The sequence below is a fragment of the Noviherbaspirillum phoenicis genome (assembly GCF_047237965.1).
In the GTDB taxonomy this organism is placed as follows: Bacteria; Pseudomonadota; Gammaproteobacteria; order Burkholderiales; family Burkholderiaceae_D; genus Noviherbaspirillum_A.
Map to the genome: position 1 here is coordinate 4,217,934 of NZ_JBDFLX010000001.1, position 20,390 is coordinate 4,238,323.

Genomic DNA, 20,390 nt, shown 5'->3' on the forward strand with positions numbered 1-20,390 from the left:
GGGAGCTCTTGGGAAGCGCGGCTCGTGATTACCGAGGTTGAATCGGAATTTCCGGAACTGGCCAAGGAGGTTCAGCGCGTGCTGCCGATTCACAAGATTGCCGAAATTTTTCAGCGGCTGGTCAGCGAGGAAATTTCGATACGCAATATTCGGGCTGTGATGGAAGCGCTGATCGAATGGGGCCAGAAGGAAAAGGATTCTGTCCTGCTGACCGAGTACGTGCGGGTTGCCTTGAAAAGGCACATCAGCCACAAGTATTCCAGTGGCCAGAATATTCTGCCGGCTTACCTGCTGGCGCCGTCCGTTGAGGACACGGTGCGCGGAGCGATCAGGCAGACGTCAGGGGGCTCGTATCTGGCGCTTGATCCGTCCGTATCACGCAGGCTCCTCGATAAAATCAAAGCCACGGTTGGCGATGTAACGATGGCAGCCTCGCGCCCGGTCTTGTTGACGTCCATGGATATAAGACGCTACATGCGCAAGATGATCGAGCAGGAGCTGTACGAGCTGCCGGTGCTCTCTTACCAGGAGCTAACGGCCGAGGTCAATATTCAGCCGCTGGCCAAGATCGAGCTATGACCGTGCAAGTCACTCCGCCTCGGCATGCTTCAATCATCATCGTCGTCGGAAGCATGCCAGTCCTCGTCATCATCGTCGCCCGGCAGGGAAGTGCTTTCATCATGCGCATGGTCGTCGTCAAACTCGGGGTGCCGGCCGGATTCGCTGTACCTGTCGCGTTTCAGCGCTTCGCGGGCTTCTTCGACGGTGGAATAGTCGCTGACAAGTGCGTGCGCGCCGCACAGTTGCATGAGGCTTTGGAATTGCTGGCTGGCTCCGACAACCATGACCTGCATCGGGGTGGGCCGGTTGACGAGGTCAAGTATGACTTTCAGCAGGCTGGCGCATGCATGCCCCGCTTGGCTCAGGTCGAGCACGAGGGCGTCGATCCTGGTATCTGACAGGATATTGATCCGCTCATGAATGTCGAGTGCAGCCGCATGATCGATCGCCTGGTGTGGACGCATCAGCAGAACGTCGTTGGATATTTCGGAGTAAATGGTCATGGCAGGGCGATGAATTGAGACGTTTCTATTGTAACTTGCGGTATCTGTTTGAAAGCATATCGTGAACGCTCTATTAGGTGATACAGACTTTGCGTTCGATGGCGAGCTCGAACAGGAAAGCGTGATCGAACTCAGGGTGCTGTACGGCGCCCAGATGGACAGCTGCCTCACGCTTGGGCCTGGCGAATATCTGCTTGGAAGCGGAGATGACTGCACGGTGATGCTGGCCGGGCAAAACGTAGCTGAGCGCCATGCCATCCTCCGCTTCGATGGCGCGACGGTACTGATCGCGCCTTGCGATGGCGTCGTGCGCAATGCATACGGCGATGAAATCGAGGCTGAGCAGGAGCTGGTATTGGGCCTTCCAGTCGAATTGGGCAGCGTAATCATTACGGTGGATCATGCGGATGCGCCCTGGCCTGATCCTGAGTCCGTCACGCCCGCGGGCCGCGCGCAGCGCGCCGTGACGGAAGGACAACCAGAGGAAGAAGAAGCCACAGATGCGTCGTCCGATCCGGAACCCGTCCATGTGGACTCTGAGGATGTCAAGGTAGCGGCGGAGATGCAAGCCTCCACGCACGAGGGCAGACAGTTCCGCAGGTGGATGCTCGCTGTCCTCCTTATCGCAGGCGTCGGCGGCCTTGGCGCTGTGGCCTGGCATAGCATTGGATCAAGGCAGGCGGTGAAGGCAATGCCGGCTGTGGTTGAGAACAAGGAACATGTCGAGCAGCCTCCCGCGGCAGCGGTGAAGACGCTTGCTGACTTCGGCGGTTCTGCAGTGACTCTGCAAAAGCTGGGATCTGGCTGGCAAGTGCTTGGCTATGTTGCGACCAATTCGGAGTACACGAGCCTGAGCAATGCCATGGCGGCCGCGGCGCCTGCCGTGGAAGTGAAAGTCGCTGTGGACGAGAATGTCCTGCGGGATGCCAGAGCGACGCTGGATGGAGAGGAGCTGAATGCCTATCTGAAGGTTGACAGTGCCAAGCATGGTGTTGTTGTTCTGTCAGGGGCTGCGAGCTCGGTCGAGGAAGTGGAACGAATCCGCGCCCTGGTCAAGGAAAGGGTGCCGGGGGTTCAGGAGGTGAAGGCAAATCTTCTGCTTCCGGAGCAATTGCGCGGCAAGCTCAAGGAACGGATTGCCGCGGCCGGCCTGTCCGAGCGTCTGCTTGTCAAACGCGAAGGCGATGAGCTCAGGCTGGCGGGAAAGTTGAGCATGGACGAGATACGGCGTTGGGAGGAAGTGATCCTGGCATTCAGCAAAGACTATGGCAACGTGTTGCCGGTGAGGGCGACGGTCGCCCGGTTCGTGCCCAAGCCGCCGGTAGGCGTGCAGATCATTGTGGGAGGTGCAATGCCTTACATCGTTACCGAGAATGGAGAACATGTGAATCAAGGGGGGAGTGTGGACGGACACACGCTGATGTCCATTAAGGAGGGTGAAGTCGTGTTCGAGGGTACGCAGCGCATCAGGATTGCGAGGTGAGCATGGGAGCGCCCGTCGTGATGCTGGATCTGGAGGAAAAGCTGTTGGCGGATCGCGATGGCAGGCTGCGTTCGACGCTGATTGCCGATCTGCTTGAGTTGCAACAGCGTTTGCATGGGGAGCTGAGGCAGATGAATAGCCGAAGCAGGTATCTGGAACTTCAGGGAGCGATACGGGCAGCGACAGCCGCAGTGCAGGTATTGCAGACCTTGAATGTGCCAGCGGTGAGCGGGCAGCCGGTTAAATCAAAAAACAGCAAGTAAGGAAGGATTGATATGGCACAACAGTATGTAACTCTGGGCGAAGTGGCGACAACGGCAAGGGAAGGAATTAGTTCTGCTGAGACCGTCTTGCGAACAGCGATGAATTCCATCAAGCAAGGCACTAGTATAGGCATCGGCGAGTTATTCGACCTGCAATATCAGATGTCTGCCTATACCATCAGCGCCAATACCTTCAGTTCGGTGCTGAAGGAATTTTCAGACACGATGAAAAGCGTGGTACAGAAGTCTACTTGATGGTTCGTTGCATGGATCGGCGGGACGCTGGGTAAGGGCGTCCCCGCTGGCCGCCGTTGTTGCGAATTCAGCAAAATTCCTCGGCCATCGCCTGTGCCACTGCCGTAATGACCGAGTCCCAGCAACCGCGGCTCGATTGACGATACAGGCGGGCACTGTCGTACCAGGGCGTATCCTGCCGGCCCGTCATCCAGCGCCATTCGGCTTGCCAGGGCAGCAGCAGCCAAAGTGGATGGCCGAGCGCGCCGGTCAGGTGCGCGATCGCGGTGTCTACCGATAGCACCAGATCGGTGTTGGCGATCAGGCCGGCGACGTCGGTGAAGTCGTTGATGTCGACTTCGGCCTTCATGACGCCTGGCATGCTCTGCAATGTGGTCCTGTCTTGCGGCAGCAATTCCGGCTGCAGGACGATGAGTTCAGCATGTGCTGTCAATGGCGCGAAGGCCGCCAGTGGCATGGAGCGCGTGGCGTTGCCGTTGTGCTGCGGCGAGCCGGAACAGACGATGCCGACACGCGGTCGCCTGCCTCGTGGTGCAAGGCGGGCTGCCCATTCCTGTACCCTTTCAGCGGGCGCCCGCAAATAAGCATGCGCAAGCGGGATGGCGGTGCGAGGGCCGAGAGCCAGCGGCATGCTCATCATCGAAATCTGGAAATCATGCGGGGGAAGCGGGTCGCCACGCACATGAATGCTTGCGATCGGTAATTGCCTGCACAAATTGAGCAGGAGAGCGGGCACCTCGAGCAAGACCTTGGCACCGCGTTCGGCGAGACAGGCGGCATAACGGCAGAACTGTATCGTGTCGCCGTAACCCTGCTCGCTCCAGAGCAGGATAATTTTTCCGGCAAGCGCTTCCTTGCCCGTCCAGCGCGGCGCCAGCAGATCGTGCGCTACGGGCAAGGTGTCACGTACCAGCCGGTGCTCATAGCCTTCCCATCCTTTCCAATCGCCCAGCATCAGCTTCAGCATGCCCTCCTTGGCGCGCAGTGTCGCCAGCTCGGATGGATACGCCTGTGCAAGCTTCATCGCTGCTTCTAAAAGTTCGAGCGCTTCCTGGTGCTTTCCCAGTGTTGCAAGTGTCGAGGCGCGATTGGCATGGGCAGGACGGTGCCCGGGGTCGATGTGGAGTGCTTGCTCAAAGCAGCGCATGGCTTGTTCGGGATCGTCCATCTGCACCAGCATGCATCCACGCGTCGTCCATGCGCCAGCATCGTTTGGCGCGATTTCCAATGCGCGCTTGCTCTCTGTAGACGCTTCCTCCAGTCGCCCGAGCCGATTCAGCGTGGTAGTGCGGTTGCAAATGACTTCCACGTTGTCGGGTTCCCTGGTGAGCGCTTCATCATGGCAGCGTAGTGCTTCAGCATAGTAGCCATGCTCGTGCAGCAGATTGGCCTTGCCGCTCCATGCATGCGTGAGGCCTGGATCCAATGAGAGCGCGGCTTCATAGGATTCCATCGCAAGCTTGAACTTTCCCAGCCGCCGCGCCAGGGTGCCACGGTCGAGCGCCATTGCAGCGCTCATATGGCCCGCTTCAGCCAGCCTGGAGAGAATGTCGAACGCTTCTTCAGCGCGCCCAAAGTCGGCATACATTCGCGCACGCAATGCTTGCATGTCGCGGCTTTCAGGGCGCAGACGGCATGCTTCTTCCAGCAATGCGCAGCCTTGCTGGCGGCAACCGGCGGCGGCCATCATCATGGCTCGCAGGTACAAGGCATAGGGATAAGCGGGATCGGTGTGGTGAACCCGGGCAAGCAAATCATGGCTTGCATCAAGCGCGCCTGCCGCGAACAGCTTTTCCGCCTCCTGTAGCGCCTCCATGGCGGGTGCGGCCGTCATGCGGCGCCCCGTTGCAGGTACAGCGTATCCGCTGAAAAACGCGCCAGTTCCTGATCCAGCCGGCAAAAGAGTTCTTCCCAGTTGCCCTGCCTGGCCTGGCGGAACAGGCGAGCAGTGGGATACCACGGGCTGCTGGTGCAGCTCCCGCTTTTCCAGCGCCATTCGCTGGCATAAGGCAGCAATATCCAGAGCGGCTTGCCCAGGGCGCCGGCCAGGTGCGCAATGGAGGTATCGACGCTGATCACCAGGTCCATGGCGCCCAGCAGGTCGGCGGTATCGGCGAAGTCGGTAAATCCGGCGGTGGGGTGCCGCACCGATGGATGGGACTGCAGCCAGGCCGCATCAGCCGGTTCCAGTGCATTCTGCAGGATGAACAGGTCGCCATGGCGTTGCATGCGTTCGAAGGCCGCCAGCGGCGCCGAGCGCTGCGGATTGCTGCTGTACGTGGGATTGCCTGAGCAGGCAATGCCTATCCTGAGGCCTGGGTAAGGCCTGTATGGCATCTCGAGCCTGGCCCGCAGGTAGGGCGTCTTGCCTGGTATGTCCTGCTCGCTCTGCAGCAAGAACTGCGGCAATGCCATCAGCGGTATCCGGTAGTCGCAGGCAGATAGTGGCTCGCCCTGTGTCAATACCCGGCAGCCGTCCAGGCAGGACAGCAACTGTTTCAGAGCGGGATACACCAGAAAGTGGACAACGCATCCCATGGAGGCCAGCCTGGGAATGAGCCGGCAGAATTGAATGACATCGCCGTAGCCTTGCTCCGCATGCACCAGCACATGTTTTCCCGCGAGGCTTTCCGCGCCCGACCAGAGGGGAATGCGTTCATCCGCCAGGCAGGGAGCCGGGTTGATGCTGCGATAGGCCTGGTAGTTGATCCAGCCGTTCGCATAGTCGCCGTTTTTCAACTGTGTCCATCCCAATGCGAATCGTAGCGTTTCATTACCAGGATGGTGCTGATAGACATGCGCCAGCCATGCAACGGCCTCCGCATCGCGGTCGAGCAGGCACAGGAGGTCAGCCTTCGTGTAGCTTGCTTCCAGGCATCCGATATCGAGAGCGCAGGCTTCCTCGGCGCTTTCCAGTGCGTCCTCGTAGCGACCCTGGGACTCGAGCGCGAGAGCGCGATGGCGCCAGGCTTCGGCGCTGTGGGCATCTAGCCTGATGGCGGCATTGCAGCTGGCCAGGGCTTCCGCCTGCCGCTGGGCGACCAGCAGCGCGGCTGCCCGTTGCAGCCAGATGGCGGCCGAGGAAGGCGCGAGGGAAACCGCCCTGTCGTGCGCGGCGATGGCGGCATCCAGCCGCTCGAGCTTGCACAAGCCGGCGCCAAGATTGCTCCAGGCCGTGGCATGGCACGGAGCCAATTCGGTTGCCCGCGCATGGCATGCGACGGCCTCCTCGAGGCGTCTCATTTTTCCCAGCGTGATGCCACGGTGGGTGAGCATGGAAGGGTCGTCCGGACACAAGGCCGCCGCCTGATCATGGCAGGCGAGGGCTTCCTCAAGCCGGCCCAGGGCATCGAGGGTCAGGGCTTTTCCTGACCATCCGGGCGCATCCGGCATCAGTTCGAGCGCCCGGTCGTGACAAGCCAGCGCCTCGTCCAGCCGCTTCATTGCATGCAGCAGGTTCGCCTGGGTTTGCCAGCCCCGTGCATGCGTGGGGGCCTGCGCCAGCGCATTCTGGCAAAAGTCGAGTGCCTGGGCATGCCGCTCCAGCTTTTCAAGGGCAATCGCGCAGTCGATCAGCATGTCAGGCGTAGCGCAACCCAGTGCGATGGCGCGCTGATAGGCAGCGGCAGCCTGTGCCGGCAGGCCAAGCTCCCATTCCACCCGTGCCAGGTGCACATGCAGGGGCCCATGGTCCGGTGCGGCTAGGCATGCCTGGCGCAATGTGCGGGCCGCGCCGCGCAGGTCGCCCTGTCTGGCCTGGACCAGGCCCAGCAGTTGCATTGCCGCCGCATTGCCCGGTTCGACAGTCAGCAGGGTGTGGAGCGTGGATGCGGCCGTATCGAATCGGCCATGTTCGGCATGGGTGCAGGCAGTGCGGAGAAGAGCGTCGATGTGGTTTGGCATGAGTGGATGGCGCAACGGCCTGGCTCGGTGGGATGTCTTGCAAGCCGCCGGGGATCGGCAGGCGGCAAGCATTAACTGACTGAGTTGGCCGGCTCGGCCATTTGTTCCAGGCCGTCGTCCATTTGCCGAAGCCAAAAAAAACGCCGCTGATTGCTGGCAGCGGCGTTTGATGCAGTTGCCAGCACCGGCTGGCGACACGGGAGGCGGGCAGCTTACTTGCCGGTGTCCTTCATGTTCTCGAACTTGTCGAATTCGACGTTATACAGTTCGCCATTGACCTTCTCCACCTTGCGGATATAAACGGTTTGCACGGCGTCCCGGGTTTGCGCGTCGATCGTCAGCGGACCGCGCGGGCTCGGAATCTTCATGCCCTTCAATACCGCCATGGCACGGTCGCCGTCGATCTTGCCGTTGAGCTTGCGCGCCACCTCGTAGATCGCATGCATGCCGTCATAAGCGGCAACCGCCATGAAGTTGGGGCGGCCGCCGTTGGGATTGGCTGCGGCGAAGTTTTTCAGGAAGGTCTTGTTCTCCGGGGAATCGTGGGCCGCCGAGTAGTGGAAGGACGTAATCACGCCCAGGGTGGCGTCGCCCATGGCCGGCAGCACATGGTCATCGGTCAGGTCGCCGGTGGCGATGACCCTGATGCCGGCTTCGGCCAGTCCGCGCTCGCGGTAGCTCTTCATGAAGGCCACGCCCTGTTCGCCCGCTGGAACGAAAACGAAGACCGCCTCCGGCTTGGCATCCTTGATGCGCTGGACGAAGGGCGCGAATTCCGGATTGCGCAGCGGTACGCGTATCGATTCGATCACCTGGCCGCCGCCGCCGAGCAGATTGGTCTTGAACGCGGTTTCGGCATCGATGCCGGGGCCGTAGTCGGCAACCAGCGTGACCACCCGCTTGATATTGTTCTTCACGGCCCAGGTCGCCATCGGGCCGGATATCTGCGGCAGCGTCATCGAGACGCGCGCGATGTAATTGGATTTGGTGGTGATGATGGAGGTGGCCGCATTCATCACGATCATCGGTTTCTTGGCCTGTTCTGCGATCGGTGCGACCGCCAGCGCTTCCGGTGTCAGACCAAAGCCGGCCAGTATGTCGACCTTGTCGCGCACCACCAGTTCCTGGGCCAGGCGCTTGGCGATTTCAGGCGAAGGGCCTGTCGTGTCCTTGATGACCAGTTCGATTTTCTTGCCGGCGACGGTATCGCCGTGCTGCTTCATGTAGGCCTTGATGCCGCCTTCCATCTGCTTGCCATAATCCGCGAACGGGCCGGAAAAGGCGGCGATCACGCCGACCTTGATGGTTTCCTGGGCCTGGGCGGCGAAGGCTGTCAGGCCGAACAGGCCCAGCGTCAGGGCGGATCGCACTACGGTACGCAATGTCATCTTGTCTCCTCAAAAAGTTTTTATGTTCTGCACGAAGCCTGTCTGCCAGCGCGCGGCGTGGTATCACGGCAGGCAATGCCGGTTCTGCCGGGCACATCAAGAATAACGGAAGGATTCTGGCTGTGAAGTTCGACCAGTAAACTTATGTGCGTTAAACGCACAATTTTCCCTTTCAAATGCGGACAACTGCATGCTGCTCATGATTTGACGGCGGCCGGAACTGCGTGATGAAGGGCGGCGCACGTCGCGGCAGCAGCCGTGTCATTCGATCGGCTCATAGGGCAAACCAACATAGTTTTCCGCAATCGTCGTGCGGCCTGCTTCGGAACCGGTGTAGTAGTCGAGTTCGGCGAGTTGCATGCGCTGGCTGAAGCCATCGTCGGAAAACCGATGCAGCACCGACGTCATCCACCAGGAAAACCGCTCGGCTTTCCAGATGCGACGCAGGCAGATCCCGGAATATTGCGCAACCAGATCGGTGCGTCCCTGCAGCAGCGTCTTGCGCAGGATGTGATAAAGCGCGTGGACATCGCTGGCAGCCAGGTTAAGACCCTTGGCCCCGGTTGGCGGCACGATGTGGGCGGCGTCGCCCACCAGGAACAGGCGGCCGAATTGCATCGGTTCGGCAACGAAGCTGCGCAGCGGGGCGATGCTTTTTTCAATCGACGGGCCGGTGACCAGGGCAGCCGCGGTTGCCTGCGGCAGGCGCGCCCTCAGTTCATCCCAGAAACGCTGGTCGGACCAGTCTTCGACCTTGTCGTCGAGGCTGCATTGCACGTAGTAACGGCTCAGCTGTTCGGAGCGCATGCTGCACAGTGCAAAGCCGCGTTCATGGTTGGCATAGATCAGTTCATGCGCCACCGGCGGCGTGCGTGACAGGACGCCCAGCCAGCCAAAGGGGTAGACACGTTCGAATGTGCGGATCCTGTCCGCAGGCGCGCTGCGGCGGGAAATGCCGTGGAAGCCGTCGCAGCCGGCGATGTAGTCGCAATGCAGTTCAATGGTCTGGCCGTCCCTGACGAAGGTGACGTACGGTTTGTCGGAATAAAAATCGTGCAGCGCAACGTCTTGCGCTTCATAGATCGATACGCCGCCGGCGGCGCGCCTGGCGTCCATCAGGTCGCGCGTCACCTCGGTCTGTCCGTAGACCGTTACAGTCTTGCCGCCGCTCAAGGCTTTCAGGTCGATTCTTTCCTGCCGCCCTGCAAAGGAAAACGCCACGCCTTCATGCACCTGTCCCTCGCGGTCCATGCGTGCGGCCACGCCGGCTTCGCGCAGCAGGTCGACGGTGCCCTGTTCCAGAACGCCGGCGCGTATCCGGCCGAGAACGTAGTCCGGCGACTTCGCTTCCAGGATCACGGTGTCAATCCCCTGCAGATGCAACAAGTGCCCGAGCAGCAGGCCGGACGGGCCGGCGCCGATGATGGCGACCTGCGTTTTCATGGTTGTCTCCTTCGGATGGCTGCTCAGGGCAGCATCTGCCATCATCGCTCCGCCAGGACAACGGTGGGAATGGACTTTTGCCGTTAAAATTTGCACTTTTCGCAGATTGCGGTTTCTTCCATGGCTCGTCCGCCTTCGCCTCCCGTGCCGCAACAAAGCGCGCCGGTGCCTGTGTTCAAGCTGTATGGCGAGCACGAGCACTGGCTGACGCCCGATATGGTGCACTGCGAAACCATCGCCGAGCGAAGCGTCTTGCACAATTGGCAGATTCGGCCGCACCAGCATCATGGGCTGTTCCAGATCGTGTACCTGAAAGCCGGGAAAGCGCGCATGCGGATCGACGATGATGAATTCGACATGCGCGCCGGCCATGTCGCGCTGGTGCCGCAGATGTGCATCCACGGCTTCCGGTTTGCGCCGAATGCGCAGGGCCACGTGCTGACCCTGGCGTATCCGCTGGTGGAGCGCCGCGGCGGCGACGCCGGCGCGGCGCTGCTGGCGCTGCGCCGGCCGCATCTGCACAGGCTGCCGGCCGCAGAGGAGGGCGCCGGCATGCATGCGCATTTCAGAGCGATCGACCGGGAGTACCGCAGCGTCGCGGTGCACCGCGAGTTGGTCCTGGAGTCACTGCTGGCGGTGCTGCTCGCCTGGCTGGCGCGGCAGATTGCGCCACCGGGCACGCAAGCCTTGCAGGCGACACGGGGCGTGCGCCATTTCTCCGGTTTTTGCCAACTCATCGAGACGGCGTATGCCGGGCAGCATCCGGTGGCCTGGTATGCCGGCCAGCTTGGCATCACGGCGGCGCACCTGAACGCCCTGTGCCGCAAGACGACCGGCCAGTCGGCGCTGGAACTGGTGCATGAACGCCTGGTGCTGGAAGCCAGGCGCAATCTGGTCTATACCTCGATGTCGGTAAGCCAGGTGTCCTACGCGCTCGGCTTTGCCGATCCGGCCTATTTCACCCGGTTCTTCAAGCGGCGCACCGGCTTGTCTCCCAAGGCATTTCGCGCCAGGGCGTCCGCTGCGCTTGCTACCTGACCGCGTCCTGGCTGCCGCTGTGGAGCGGATGCAACGAAATGACGCGCCGCTGCCCGGTCATCGTGCTTTCGTCATCTGGCAGGTGCAGTGTCCGCCCGCTTCCGGTCAAACTGATTGACCGTTCCTGGTTGCTTGCGCAGCATCCGGCAGTGGCGCCGCTGTCGGCGTCGCTTATCTGCCTGATGGGAGGAGCAATGCGATGACAGACAAGGAAATGGTGGCGGTCACGGGTATCGGCATCCTGTGTCCGATTGGCGTCACGGTGGCGGAAGTGGCCGCGTCCCTGAAAGGCCTGCGGTCGGGGATCCGGCGGATAGAGGCGCCGCCGCTGCAACGCGCCTATCCCGCAGGCGTGGTGGATCTTGAAACCGAGCCCTTCTTTTCGCGGCTCGACGCGGTTTATCTGGACCGCTGCCAGCAGCTCGCCGCCCTGGCCGGCCGGAATGCGCTGGCCGATGCCGGCCTGGAGCGGCTCGATGCCCTGGGTGCGCGGGCTGGCCTGTATTACGGCAACGTCAACGGCGGCAGCAGCCGGGCTCAGGCCGACTACCGGCAACTACTGTGCGACGGGCAGCAGGCAACCAACCCCTTTTCGATTATCGCCATCATGCACAACGGCGGCGCGGCTTACCTGTCGATTCGTCATGGCATTGCCGGGCCGGTGCATACCCATGGCGGCGCCTGCGCCGCATCCGGAGCGGCCATCGGCGAAGCGGCACGGGCGATCCGCGACGGCCATATCGATATCGCGCTGGCCGGCGGCGCCGAGGCACCATTGAGCGCTGCGATACTGGCTGGCTTCGAAGGCATGCGCGCACTGGCGCCAATGGATGCTGTCGACGTGGCGCAATCCTGCAAGCCGTTCAGCAGCGCGCGCAGCGGTCTGGTGCTCGGGGAGGGCGCCGCCTTTCTGGTGCTGGAATCGGCAACGCATGCCAGGCGGCGCGGAGCGCGCTGCCTGGCATGGCTGCAAGGCTATGGCATAGCGTCCGATTGCCACCACATGGCCGCGCCCCATGCGGCGGGCCAGGAGGCGGCCCTGCGCCAGGCGCTGTCGGATGCGGGTCTGGCGCCGTCGCAGGTGGATTACCTGAATGCGCATGCCACTGGCACCCGGGGAGGTGATGTTGTCGAGGCCAGCGCCATCCGGTCGGTATTCGGCGCGGGCAGTGCGTCGGTGCCCGTCAGTTCGACCAAGGCGCTGCATGGCCACCTGCTGGGTGCGGCCAGCGCGGTGGAAAGCGTGGTTGCCTTGCTGGCCATCACGGAGGGCATCCTGCCCGCAACCGCGTTTCTTGACCAGCCTGATCCGGCCTGCGCCTTGAACCATCTCACTAACAAATCTTTACACGGGCACGCCATCGATAGAGCAATGTCACTTTCATGCGGATTTGGCGGGACGAATGTCGCGCTGGTTTTTTCCAGGTACCCGGAAAAGCCCAATCAGTCCGCAAATGCGCCGGGTACTTAACATGACATAAAGGGAGTGAACAATATGGGTGCATTCGACTTCAAGTTTCCACCGCTGGATCAGCTTGCGCATCCGCATGTCGATTTTCGATTCGACACCAAAACAGCCAATACGCTGTGGGTCAGCATGAACAGCGAGCCGGAAGCCGGGCACCATTTTTCCTTGCCCCTGCTGCACGACTTGCGGGCGGTTGGCCAGGCCTTGCAGGCCGGCGCGTCGCACTGGGGCGGCGGCCATCTTGAAACGGTGAACTATGCCGTCATGCTGTCCGCGCATCCCGGGTATTTCAGCCTGGGCGGCGATTTGCGCCTGTTCCGGTCCTGCATCACGCGGGGCGACCGCGACGGGTTGCGCAACTATTCCCGGCTTTGCCTGGAAGTCATGCATGCATGGGGAGCGCGTGCCAATCCCGAACTGACCACGGTTTCCCTGGTTCAGGGGCGGGCGCTGGGCGGCGGCTTCGAGGCCGCGCTGGCAGCCGATTACCTGATCGCCGAAAAACAGAGCAGCTTTGGCTTTCCCGAAATTATGTTCGGACTCTTTCCCTGCACCGGGGCCATGAGCCTGCTGCTGCGCCGCGTTCCCGTCTGTCAGGCGCAGCGGATGATGACATCGGGGAAGGTGTACAGCGCGCAGGAGTTGCATCAGATGGGTCTGGTCGATGAGGTCTGTGCGCAGGGTGATGGCGTGGCCGCGGTGGAACGCTATATTGCCCGCCATGTCAGGCAGCGCGCCGCGCGGCTGTCGGTGCGGCGGGCGATGGAACGGATGTCGCCGCTCAACCTGGCGGAATTGCTGCAGGTGGTGGATGACTGGGTCGACCTTGCGCTGGCACTGACGCCTTCCGAACTGCGTGTGATGGATATGCTGATTCACATGCAGTACGGCGCCGCGGCGCCATGCCGGCAAGCCGCCGCGGGGCCGGGGCTTCAGTTGGCGGCGGACTGAACCACCCCGCGCAGCGCCTGCATGCTCTGCACGGTGACTTCGTCGATTTCGGTGATGAGCGCCATGCGGTCCCGTTCCAAGCCTGGCTGTTCCATCCGGCTCATGCGTGCGGCAAGCGCAGCCAGGCGCACCGCGCCGACGCTGACGGCAATGCCCTTGATCGCATGGGCCTTGTCGAGCATCGATGGCAAATCCTGCTCCTTCAGCGCGGCGGTCAGGTCATTCGACAGCGAGCGAATATCCATTAACGCGGTATTGACGACCCTGGCCACGAAATCGTCGTTGCTGTCCAGTTCCTTCAGATTGGCGATGACCGTATCGTCGAGCCAGTCCACCTGGCTTGTCTGCGCGCTGCTTGCGCCCGCGGCATCCGCGGAAAACTGCTGGCTGACAGCACGGCGGAGTGCCTCCAGGCTGATCGGCTTGTGCAGCACGCCCGCAGCGCCGCAATCGATCAGCCTGCGGGTAGTAGCACTGGTATTGTCAGCCGTCAGGATATAGGCGGGCGCCGGAGCCAGCTTGCCGAACCGATAGATCTGCAACGCAGTGGCGCCGTCGATATCGCCCATGTTGAAGTCCAGGAAGGCCAGATCGATTTTCGTGCTGCCTAAAAGGTGCACCGCCTCCTGCCCGCTCGACGCCGTGATCACATGATGGCCGTCACGCTCCAGGAGCGCGCAGGTCAGCATCAGGTTGGTGGCATTGTCATCGGCCAGCAGTATGCATTTGTTGTGGACGATGCTTTCCGGGCCGGGCCTGGGGATGCCGGTTTCGGCCGTGTCTGCCGTGTCCAGCCAGATAGCGAACTCGAACAGGCTGCCGCGGCCGGGCGTGCTGCTGACGTGGATATCGCCTCCCATGCGGCTGACGATATCGCGGGCGATGCTCATGCCCAGTCCGGTTCCGCCGTGTCTCCGGTTCACGCCACCGCAGGCCTGGAAAAAAGGTTCGAAAATCTTTTGATGCATGGCTGTATCGATACCTATGCCGGTGTCCTCACAACTGGACAGGATGTTGCAGGCGCCTGGGCGGCAGCCGAGGAGGGTGAACCTGATCTTCACCTCGCCCTCGTCGGTGAATTTGACGGCATTGCCGCCGATGTTCATCAGCGCCCGGCAGAGCATGGGCATATCGCCGATGAATAGCGCAGGCAGGTGTTGATCGACCGTAATATGCAGCGCAATCGATTTGGCAAGCGCAATCGGGCCCAGCGTGCAACGCAAGTGCGCCGCAACGTCGGCCATGGAAAATGGCTGATGCGCCAGCGGCAGGGCGTCTGCGCCGTATTTTGCCGAGTCGAGCAGATCGTTGATCTGGGCCAGCAGTTCGGCGGACAGGGCCAGCACGGTATCGGCCCGCCTGGCTACCTGCGGATCATCGCTTTCCTCCTGCATCAGCTGGGCGCACGAGACGATGCCGGTCAGCGGCGTGCGCAGCTCATGGCTGACCGTGGCCAGGAGCCGCGTCTTGGCCTGGCTTTCCGATTCCGCATGCTGGCGGGCGAAGTGCAGCCTGGTGATCAGGGCCTTGGCATACAGCGGGACGATCGCAAGAAACAGCAATACGGAAATGACGGCAACCGGATAGGAATGCCAGCTTGGATTGAGCCAGGCCATCACGCTGAACGCTCCGATCGAGGCCAGCTGACAGATATGCATCGCCGCTATGCCGATGCGAAAGCCGAAGCCCAGGATGGTGAACAGATAGAAGCAGGCAAAGATCTGGCCGATCTGATTCATCAGCATCAGGCCTGCCGACAGGAGAACCGGATCCATCACCGCCGTGAACGTGGCGACATGGCGTGGATCGCAGCGCGACGCCGATCGCGTTACATGAAGCAGGCCGAGGTTATACACCAGATGCAGGGCGAACACCGGAACGATCTGTGCTGGGCCGATACCGGGCGACGATGGTCCCCAGTGCCAGAGAAAGAGCAGCATCAGCAGGCAAACCGGCACGCCCAGCCGGGCACGCAGCCGGGCTTGGGTTCGAACATGTTCCGACAACTTGGTGTGCGATCTGGGCTGCATCTTTTCTCGACCTGATTCAACGGGCATCAACATTTGTGCAGTTCCGTGCGAAAGGTTCGCGCCTGCGTGGTGCAAGTCAGCGCCATTTCTTACTTATGCCGGCGGCCGCATTGCACTTGGCGACATTGCTTTCGGCCTCGGGTGAAATAGGTAGCCAAGTGCGGGTCATTAACGATGACAGCACAATCGACCGGTGTCGTTTCCACGCTGCTGTATCCACTGCCTTGCCTGATTGGAGAACTTTATAGTCATGAACGAACATATGATCGATGAAATTAAATCCATGCTGCAGGAACGCTTCGGCATTGATGTGAATGCGTCCGGCCCCGCATCGCGGATGCGCGACCTTGGCATCGATTCGCTGCACATGGTGGACCTGATGCTGGACATGGAGTCGGCGTTCGGCTTTCAATACGAAGCGCTGACGCTGCCCGCAAATCCCTCCCTCGAAGAAATCGCCGATGCGATTGCCGCCAACAGCGCCTCGGCACGCTAGCCTGACCGCGCTTTGCGGACCGTATTCTACGGTGGCCTGACCCCGGCAACGCATGCGGGGCGGGCCGCAAGTTTGTGCCCGCGCAGAGACCCTTCCTTTACCGTCGAAGCACAAAGGCCAACACCTTACGCATGTTCGTTTGTCGCATTCAATTGCTGTTGGAAGTACTGAAGTCCGGTGCAGGAACCGAGGTGACGACTGCGGGCACTTAGCTGCCTTCGTCAATCGTGGAGAGTGTTTTATGGATAAGAGTTCGCCTTCAAAGGAGATGTCGCTTGCTTCCCCGCTCAGCGCAGGGGCGCTGTATCAGTTCCTGTCATCGCAGCGCGCGGACCGGGGCCTGAAAATCAAGAATGCCTATACGGCGCCAGTGCTCAAGACCCGTGACAAGGCGGAGCCTCTCAGTGAAGAGCAACGCAAGGCATGGACCTTTTATTTGAAGGAAATACATCAGCGGCAGACAGGAACGGAAGAGGCCGAGAAGGCAAATGCGCAGATTGAAACTTTCTTGAAGTCGCATGCCGCCAGGGCGACTGCCGGAACGCTGCTGGGACCGGTAAAGGCGCTCATGGATGCCGAGCAGTCCTATATCCGGCAGGCGAGCAGCATCGTCAGGCGCTGGATGGCAAACGAGCACACGGTGCAGGAGATCGCCACCGCGACCGATGACAGGGAGGCGACCGCCGGGCAAATCACCCAGTATAAAAACGCCCTGACCTTTGCACGGCAGTTGCTGGCAAGATTTCCCGATTTTCAGCATGGGGAGATCGATGTTGAACTCGTCAGGGATAGAGCCTATTCCCTCGGGTCCGTGCTGAGCGACAACGATATGCAGCACCTGCAAAGGGCGCGCGTGGTCATCGCAAAACATGCCCAGCAGCTGGGCGACTACATCGGACCGGAAGTGGGGCTGCTGATCCAGTTGTGCATGAAGGCCAAAGGCGCTTCGGTCGAGCATTACAGGATGGATGCTGAAACGAAAACACTGTGTTCCAGCATCGCCACTGCCCTGCGCGCCCGCACGGACACGGATGAATATATTGTTCCGGTTTCTCCCAGGAATACAGCCAGGCGCACTGAACTGAAAGCGTCGGCGCCGTCCATCACGGGCTATTCAGCCGATACCTCTCACCTGGACAATGGCAGCCGCATGCCGGCGCCATCGTCGAGAACAGGTGGCGAAAAGTCTTTCAGGATGGCGGATGCGGACCCGGATTTGCCCACCAGCCCGGTTGCGACAAGCCGCTCGCTGCCACGCAGCCTTACCGATGGCGCGTCTGGCGCGGTGGTCATGGAGTTGAGGGGACAGCAAAGGGCGCAGCTGGGCCATTCGGCCACGGTGACCGAAGGCAGATCGCCGCCGCAAGTTGCTGACTTCAGCCCGTACCGGCAGCAGTCAAGGCAGCCATCGGGCCGCGGCAACGAGGAGGCTGTCTTGAAGGGAAAAACCGGCCATGCCAGAAATGCGAGCAATGCCGCGACGACCACGGACGAGCCGGAAAAAAAATCAAGGCAGGAAAAGCGCAAGCTGCGTCGCAGCATGCAATATGAGGCGCCGCAGCTTGAAGATGCTGGCCATGGTGGCAAGCACAGGTCTGCGGAGAAGGAAAAAACCAGTCAAGCCACGGAAAGGCTGGATCGGCCATTCAAGGAAAAAAGAAAGGCGCAGAAGGCGCAGCGCCTGTCGCAACCGGTGGGCATGGAAATGAAGGCACTGCAACAGCAATTGCCATTGAACCCGAAGACTCAGGAAAAGAAAGCTGCCGGCATGGACGTAACGCGCAACGCCATCTATGCCGCGCTACGCAACAATGCCTTCGACGAAAAATGGCACAAACTGCAGGGCAAACTGGGCGGCAAGCTGCAGGACGAGGGACGGGCGATAGTGAGGAAAATGCTGCCCTATTGGAACACTATCGACATGCAAAATCTTGATAAGCCCCTCTTCTCCAGCCTGGTGATTGCGAGCGGCATGTCGAGGAAAGACCGGGTTGCCCTGGTCGCCGTGCGGGATGCTCTGCTGGCCGATTCCCTGCAGGGCCCGCAGGCGCTTGCCGCTAACGTCTTTCCGGAGTTGCTGACGCTGTTGATCTATTCGGTCGATGCGCACCGCAACTTGCCCAAAGGGACAAGCTGATTGCGCATGCAGGCCACGTGACGCGGCCTGCATCGGCAACACCATTCTTCTAACCGCCCTTTGCCATAGGCACGGGAAGCACCCCGGGTGCATGCATCAGGCGCCCTTGCCGCCCCAGCTGTCCTTCAGGGTGGTGATCCGGTTGAACACCGGCTTGCCTGGCTGCGAGTCCACCCGGTCTGCCACGAAATAGCCGTGGCGTTCAAACTGGAAGCGCTGTTCCGGCAGCGCGCCTGCCAGGCCCGGTTCCAGATAGGCGCTGATCACGGACTTGGCCTGGGGATTGAGCGCCTGCTTGAAGTCCCTGCCGCCGGCGTCCGGCTGCGGCTCGGAGAACAGGCGGTCATAGAGCCGCACCTCGGCCTGCAGCGCATGTCCAACGCTGACCCAGTGGATATTGCCCTTGACCTTGTAGTTGGCCGAACCCTCGGTGCCGCTCTTGCTGTCCGGGTAGTAATTGCAATGCACCGCGATGACATTGCCTTCGGCATCCTTGTCGCAGCCAGTGCATTCGACCACATAGCCATAGCGCAGCCTGACCTTGTTGCCGGGGTAGAGGCGGAAGAAGCCCTTGCTGGGCGTTTCCATGAAGTCGTCGGCCTCGATCCACAGTTCCCTGCTGATCGGGAAGGTGCGCACGCCGCGCGACGGGTCGTGCGGATGCACCGGGGCGCTGCATTCCACGGTCTCGCTTTCCGGGAAGTTGTCGATGACCAGCCTGAGCGGATTGAGCACCGCTGTTGCGCGCGGCGCCTTGGGATCGAGGTCGTCGCGCAGCGCGCCTTCCAGGATGCTCATGTCGATCCAGCTGTCGGCCTTGGCCACGCCGATGCGCTCGCAGAACAGCTGCACCGCTTCCGGCGTATAGCCGCGGCGGCGGATGCCGACGATGGTGGGCATGCGCGGATCGTCCCAGCCGTCGACGATCTTTTCTTCCACCAGTTGCAGCAGCTTGCGCTTGCTGGTGATGGCATAAGTCAGGTTCAGTCGCGCGAATTCATACTGGTGCGGCAGCGGCCGCTGCAGGAAGCCGCCTTCGGCCAGGCGTTCCAGCACCCAGTCGTAGAACGGCCGGTGGTCCTGGAATTCCAGGGTGCACAGCGAATGGGTGATGTTTTCCAGCGCGTCCGAAATCGGGTGCGCGTAGTCGTACATCGGGTAGATGCACCAGGCGTCGCCGGTACGGTGATGATGGGCATAGCGGATGCGGTAGATCGCCGGATCGCGCATGTTCATGTTGGGCGAGGCCATGTCGATCTTGGCGCGCAGAATATGCTCGCCATCCTTGAACTCGCCGGCCTTCATGCGGCGGAACAGGTCCAGCGATTCCTCGGCCGGCCGGTTGCGGAACGGCGAATCCTTGCCCGGCTCGGAAAAGCTGCCGCGATTGGCGGCCATTTCCGCGGCGCTCTGGCTGTCGACGTAGGCATGGCCGGCGGTGATCAGGTATTCAGCCATCCGGTAGAGCATGGGGAAATAGTCGCTGGCGTAGTAGAGGTGCTCGCCGTCGTTCTGCTTCCAGTCGAAGCCCAGCCAGCGCACGCTGTCGATGATGGTGTCGACATATTCCTGTTCTTCCTTGGCCGGATTGGTGTCGTCGAAGCGCAGGTGGCAGCGGCCGGCATAGTCGCGCGCCAGGCCGAAGTTCAGGCAGATGGACTTTGCGTGGCCGATGTGCAGATAGCCGTTCGGCTCGGGCGGAAAGCGGGTGACGACCGCGGGCAGCGGCTGGCCCCGGACATCCGTGCGCCCGGCGTAGTGGCCGGCGGCATTGTCATTCTCGATGATGGCGCGCAGGAAGTTCGATGGCGCTGCGGCCGCGGTAGTGCTCTTTGGTTCGTTGCTCATGGAGTCGGATGAAAGACGTGCAAATTGTGGATGGCGGCATTTTACCGTAGCAACCCGTTCCGGCCCGGGCGGGAAGAGGGCGCTTCAGCGCGGCGCCGCAGCCTCGAAGCGCTGCCTGACGGCCTCCAGTCGCTGCCGGTTGGCGCCAAAATCCTTGCGACCCAGGCGGGAAGCGGACCGCATGTGGATCACCCCGGCCGGCGCGTCGAGCAGGAATTCGACATCGTCGACAAACTTGAGCATCCGGGTCTGGAACTGCGCATACAGGTAGCCTGGCTGCCGCTCCACCACGGTGACGCCCGGCATGGCGGCGACCACGTGTTCAAGGCGGGCAAACGCGGCATTGGCGTCGCCGCTGTAGCGCAGCGGCGCGATCAGGTGGTAGTCGGTGTGCTCATGGCGCCCGGCCTGGCTGGACACCGAATTCCAGGAGCGGGCCACCGGCGGCTTGAGCAGGCCGTCGCGTACGCCCAGGTCATCCGGGCGGCGGCCCGCCAGCAGATTCATCTGGCCGGCGACCAGGACGATCGCAGGCAGGCCGACCACGAAGACAGTGGCGATGACACCCAGGTTTTTCAGCATGCTGACTCCGGCGCAGGAAGGAGCGGTCGATCATAGCAGAG

General features: G+C 61.6%; 17 protein-coding genes. 9 read left to right on the top strand and 8 right to left on the bottom strand.

The genetic code is table 11. The annotated features are described in order from the left end of the window. Nucleotides 1-24 precede the first annotated feature (24 nt). Nucleotides 25-579: an FHIPEP family type III secretion protein gene (locus tag ABC383_RS18905; RefSeq protein WP_413015953.1), complete on the top strand. Its 555-nt coding sequence runs from the start codon at nt 25-27 to the stop codon at nt 577-579. 29 nt (nt 580-608) lie between these two features. On the opposite strand, the gene ABC383_RS18910 is transcribed toward ABC383_RS18905, so the two are convergent. Beyond that, on the bottom strand, nt 609-1,064 hold the full coding sequence (locus tag ABC383_RS18910) for an STAS domain-containing protein (RefSeq protein WP_413015955.1): 456 nt from the start codon (nt 1,062-1,064) through the stop codon (nt 609-611). A 61-nt stretch (nt 1,065-1,125) separates the two neighbouring features. On the opposite strand from ABC383_RS18910, the gene sctD reads away from it, so the two are divergent. From sctD to ABC383_RS18925, 3 genes are read left to right on the top strand one after another with little or no spacing between them, the layout of a single operon-like run. Further along, nucleotides 1,126-2,547, top strand: coding sequence for a type III secretion system inner membrane ring subunit SctD (sctD, locus tag ABC383_RS18915; protein ID WP_413015957.1), 1,422 nt, complete (start codon nt 1,126-1,128; stop codon nt 2,545-2,547). A gap of 17 nt (nt 2,548-2,564) precedes the next feature. Beyond that, complete coding sequence (locus ABC383_RS18920) at nt 2,565-2,810, top strand: hypothetical protein (RefSeq protein WP_413015959.1); 246 nt, start codon at nt 2,565-2,567, stop codon at nt 2,808-2,810. A 12-nt stretch (nt 2,811-2,822) separates the two neighbouring features. Further along, nucleotides 2,823-3,065 carry an EscF/YscF/HrpA family type III secretion system needle major subunit gene (locus ABC383_RS18925; protein ID WP_413015961.1) on the top strand — a complete coding sequence of 81 codons (243 nt, stop codon included), beginning with the start codon at nt 2,823-2,825 and terminating at the stop codon, nt 3,063-3,065. 67 nt (nt 3,066-3,132) lie between these two features. Here the strand turns inward: ABC383_RS18925 and ABC383_RS18930 are convergent, their stop codons facing one another. The 4 genes from ABC383_RS18930 to pobA all read right to left on the bottom strand — a co-directional run bounded on the left by ABC383_RS18930 (nt 3,133) and on the right by pobA (nt 9,799). After that, complete coding sequence (locus ABC383_RS18930; RefSeq protein ID WP_413015963.1) at nt 3,133-4,899, bottom strand: tetratricopeptide repeat protein; 1,767 nt, start codon at nt 4,897-4,899, stop codon at nt 3,133-3,135. Then, nucleotides 4,896-6,968, bottom strand: coding sequence for a tetratricopeptide repeat protein (locus ABC383_RS18935; RefSeq protein ID WP_413015965.1), 2,073 nt, complete (start codon nt 6,966-6,968; stop codon nt 4,896-4,898). The genes ABC383_RS18930 and ABC383_RS18935 overlap by 4 nt, the downstream gene beginning before the upstream one ends. Nucleotides 6,969-7,180: 212 nt before the next feature. After that, nucleotides 7,181-8,356: an ABC transporter substrate-binding protein gene (locus tag ABC383_RS18940; protein WP_413015967.1), complete on the bottom strand. Its 1,176-nt coding sequence runs from the start codon at nt 8,354-8,356 to the stop codon at nt 7,181-7,183. A 261-nt stretch (nt 8,357-8,617) separates the two neighbouring features. Continuing rightward, nucleotides 8,618-9,799, bottom strand: a complete 1,182-nt coding sequence (gene pobA / locus ABC383_RS18945; protein WP_413015968.1) for a 4-hydroxybenzoate 3-monooxygenase — start codon at nt 9,797-9,799, stop codon at nt 8,618-8,620. A gap of 120 nt (nt 9,800-9,919) precedes the next feature. Between pobA and ABC383_RS18950 the strand changes: the two genes are divergently transcribed. The 3 genes from ABC383_RS18950 (at nt 9,920) to ABC383_RS18960 (ending at nt 13,256) form a co-directional block, all read left to right on the top strand. Beyond that, nucleotides 9,920-10,837 carry a helix-turn-helix domain-containing protein gene (locus ABC383_RS18950; RefSeq protein ID WP_413015970.1) on the top strand — a complete coding sequence of 306 codons (918 nt, stop codon included), beginning with the start codon at nt 9,920-9,922 and terminating at the stop codon, nt 10,835-10,837. A 199-nt stretch (nt 10,838-11,036) separates the two neighbouring features. Next, nucleotides 11,037-12,308 carry a beta-ketoacyl-[acyl-carrier-protein] synthase family protein gene (locus ABC383_RS18955; RefSeq protein WP_413015971.1) on the top strand — a complete coding sequence of 424 codons (1,272 nt, stop codon included), beginning with the start codon at nt 11,037-11,039 and terminating at the stop codon, nt 12,306-12,308. A gap of 24 nt (nt 12,309-12,332) precedes the next feature. Then, nucleotides 12,333-13,256, top strand: a complete 924-nt coding sequence (locus ABC383_RS18960; RefSeq protein WP_413015973.1) for a crotonase/enoyl-CoA hydratase family protein — start codon at nt 12,333-12,335, stop codon at nt 13,254-13,256. Here ABC383_RS18960 and ABC383_RS18965 read toward each other — a convergent pair. Beyond that, a complete protein-coding gene (locus ABC383_RS18965) occupies nt 13,238-15,286 on the bottom strand; it encodes an ATP-binding protein (RefSeq protein WP_413015975.1) in 2,049 nt (682 codons plus the stop codon). The genes ABC383_RS18960 and ABC383_RS18965 overlap by 19 nt on opposite strands. A gap of 250 nt (nt 15,287-15,536) precedes the next feature. Here ABC383_RS18965 and ABC383_RS18970 point away from each other — a divergent pair, with 250 nt between their 5' ends. Next, complete coding sequence (locus ABC383_RS18970; RefSeq protein ID WP_413015977.1) at nt 15,537-15,782, top strand: acyl carrier protein; 246 nt, start codon at nt 15,537-15,539, stop codon at nt 15,780-15,782. 241 nt (nt 15,783-16,023) lie between these two features. Continuing rightward, nucleotides 16,024-17,919, top strand: coding sequence for a hypothetical protein (locus ABC383_RS18975; RefSeq protein WP_413015979.1), 1,896 nt, complete (start codon nt 16,024-16,026; stop codon nt 17,917-17,919). A 96-nt stretch (nt 17,920-18,015) separates the two neighbouring features. On the opposite strand, the gene ABC383_RS18980 is transcribed toward ABC383_RS18975, so the two are convergent. Together ABC383_RS18980 and ABC383_RS18985 are read right to left on the bottom strand one after the other, a co-directional pair. Beyond that, nucleotides 18,016-19,767, bottom strand: a complete 1,752-nt coding sequence (locus ABC383_RS18980) for a glutamine--tRNA ligase/YqeY domain fusion protein (RefSeq protein WP_413015980.1) — start codon at nt 19,765-19,767, stop codon at nt 18,016-18,018. 84 nt (nt 19,768-19,851) lie between these two features. Continuing rightward, on the bottom strand, nt 19,852-20,349 hold the full coding sequence (locus tag ABC383_RS18985) for a DUF1499 domain-containing protein (protein ID WP_413015982.1): 498 nt from the start codon (nt 20,347-20,349) through the stop codon (nt 19,852-19,854). Nucleotides 20,350-20,390 lie beyond the last annotated feature (41 nt).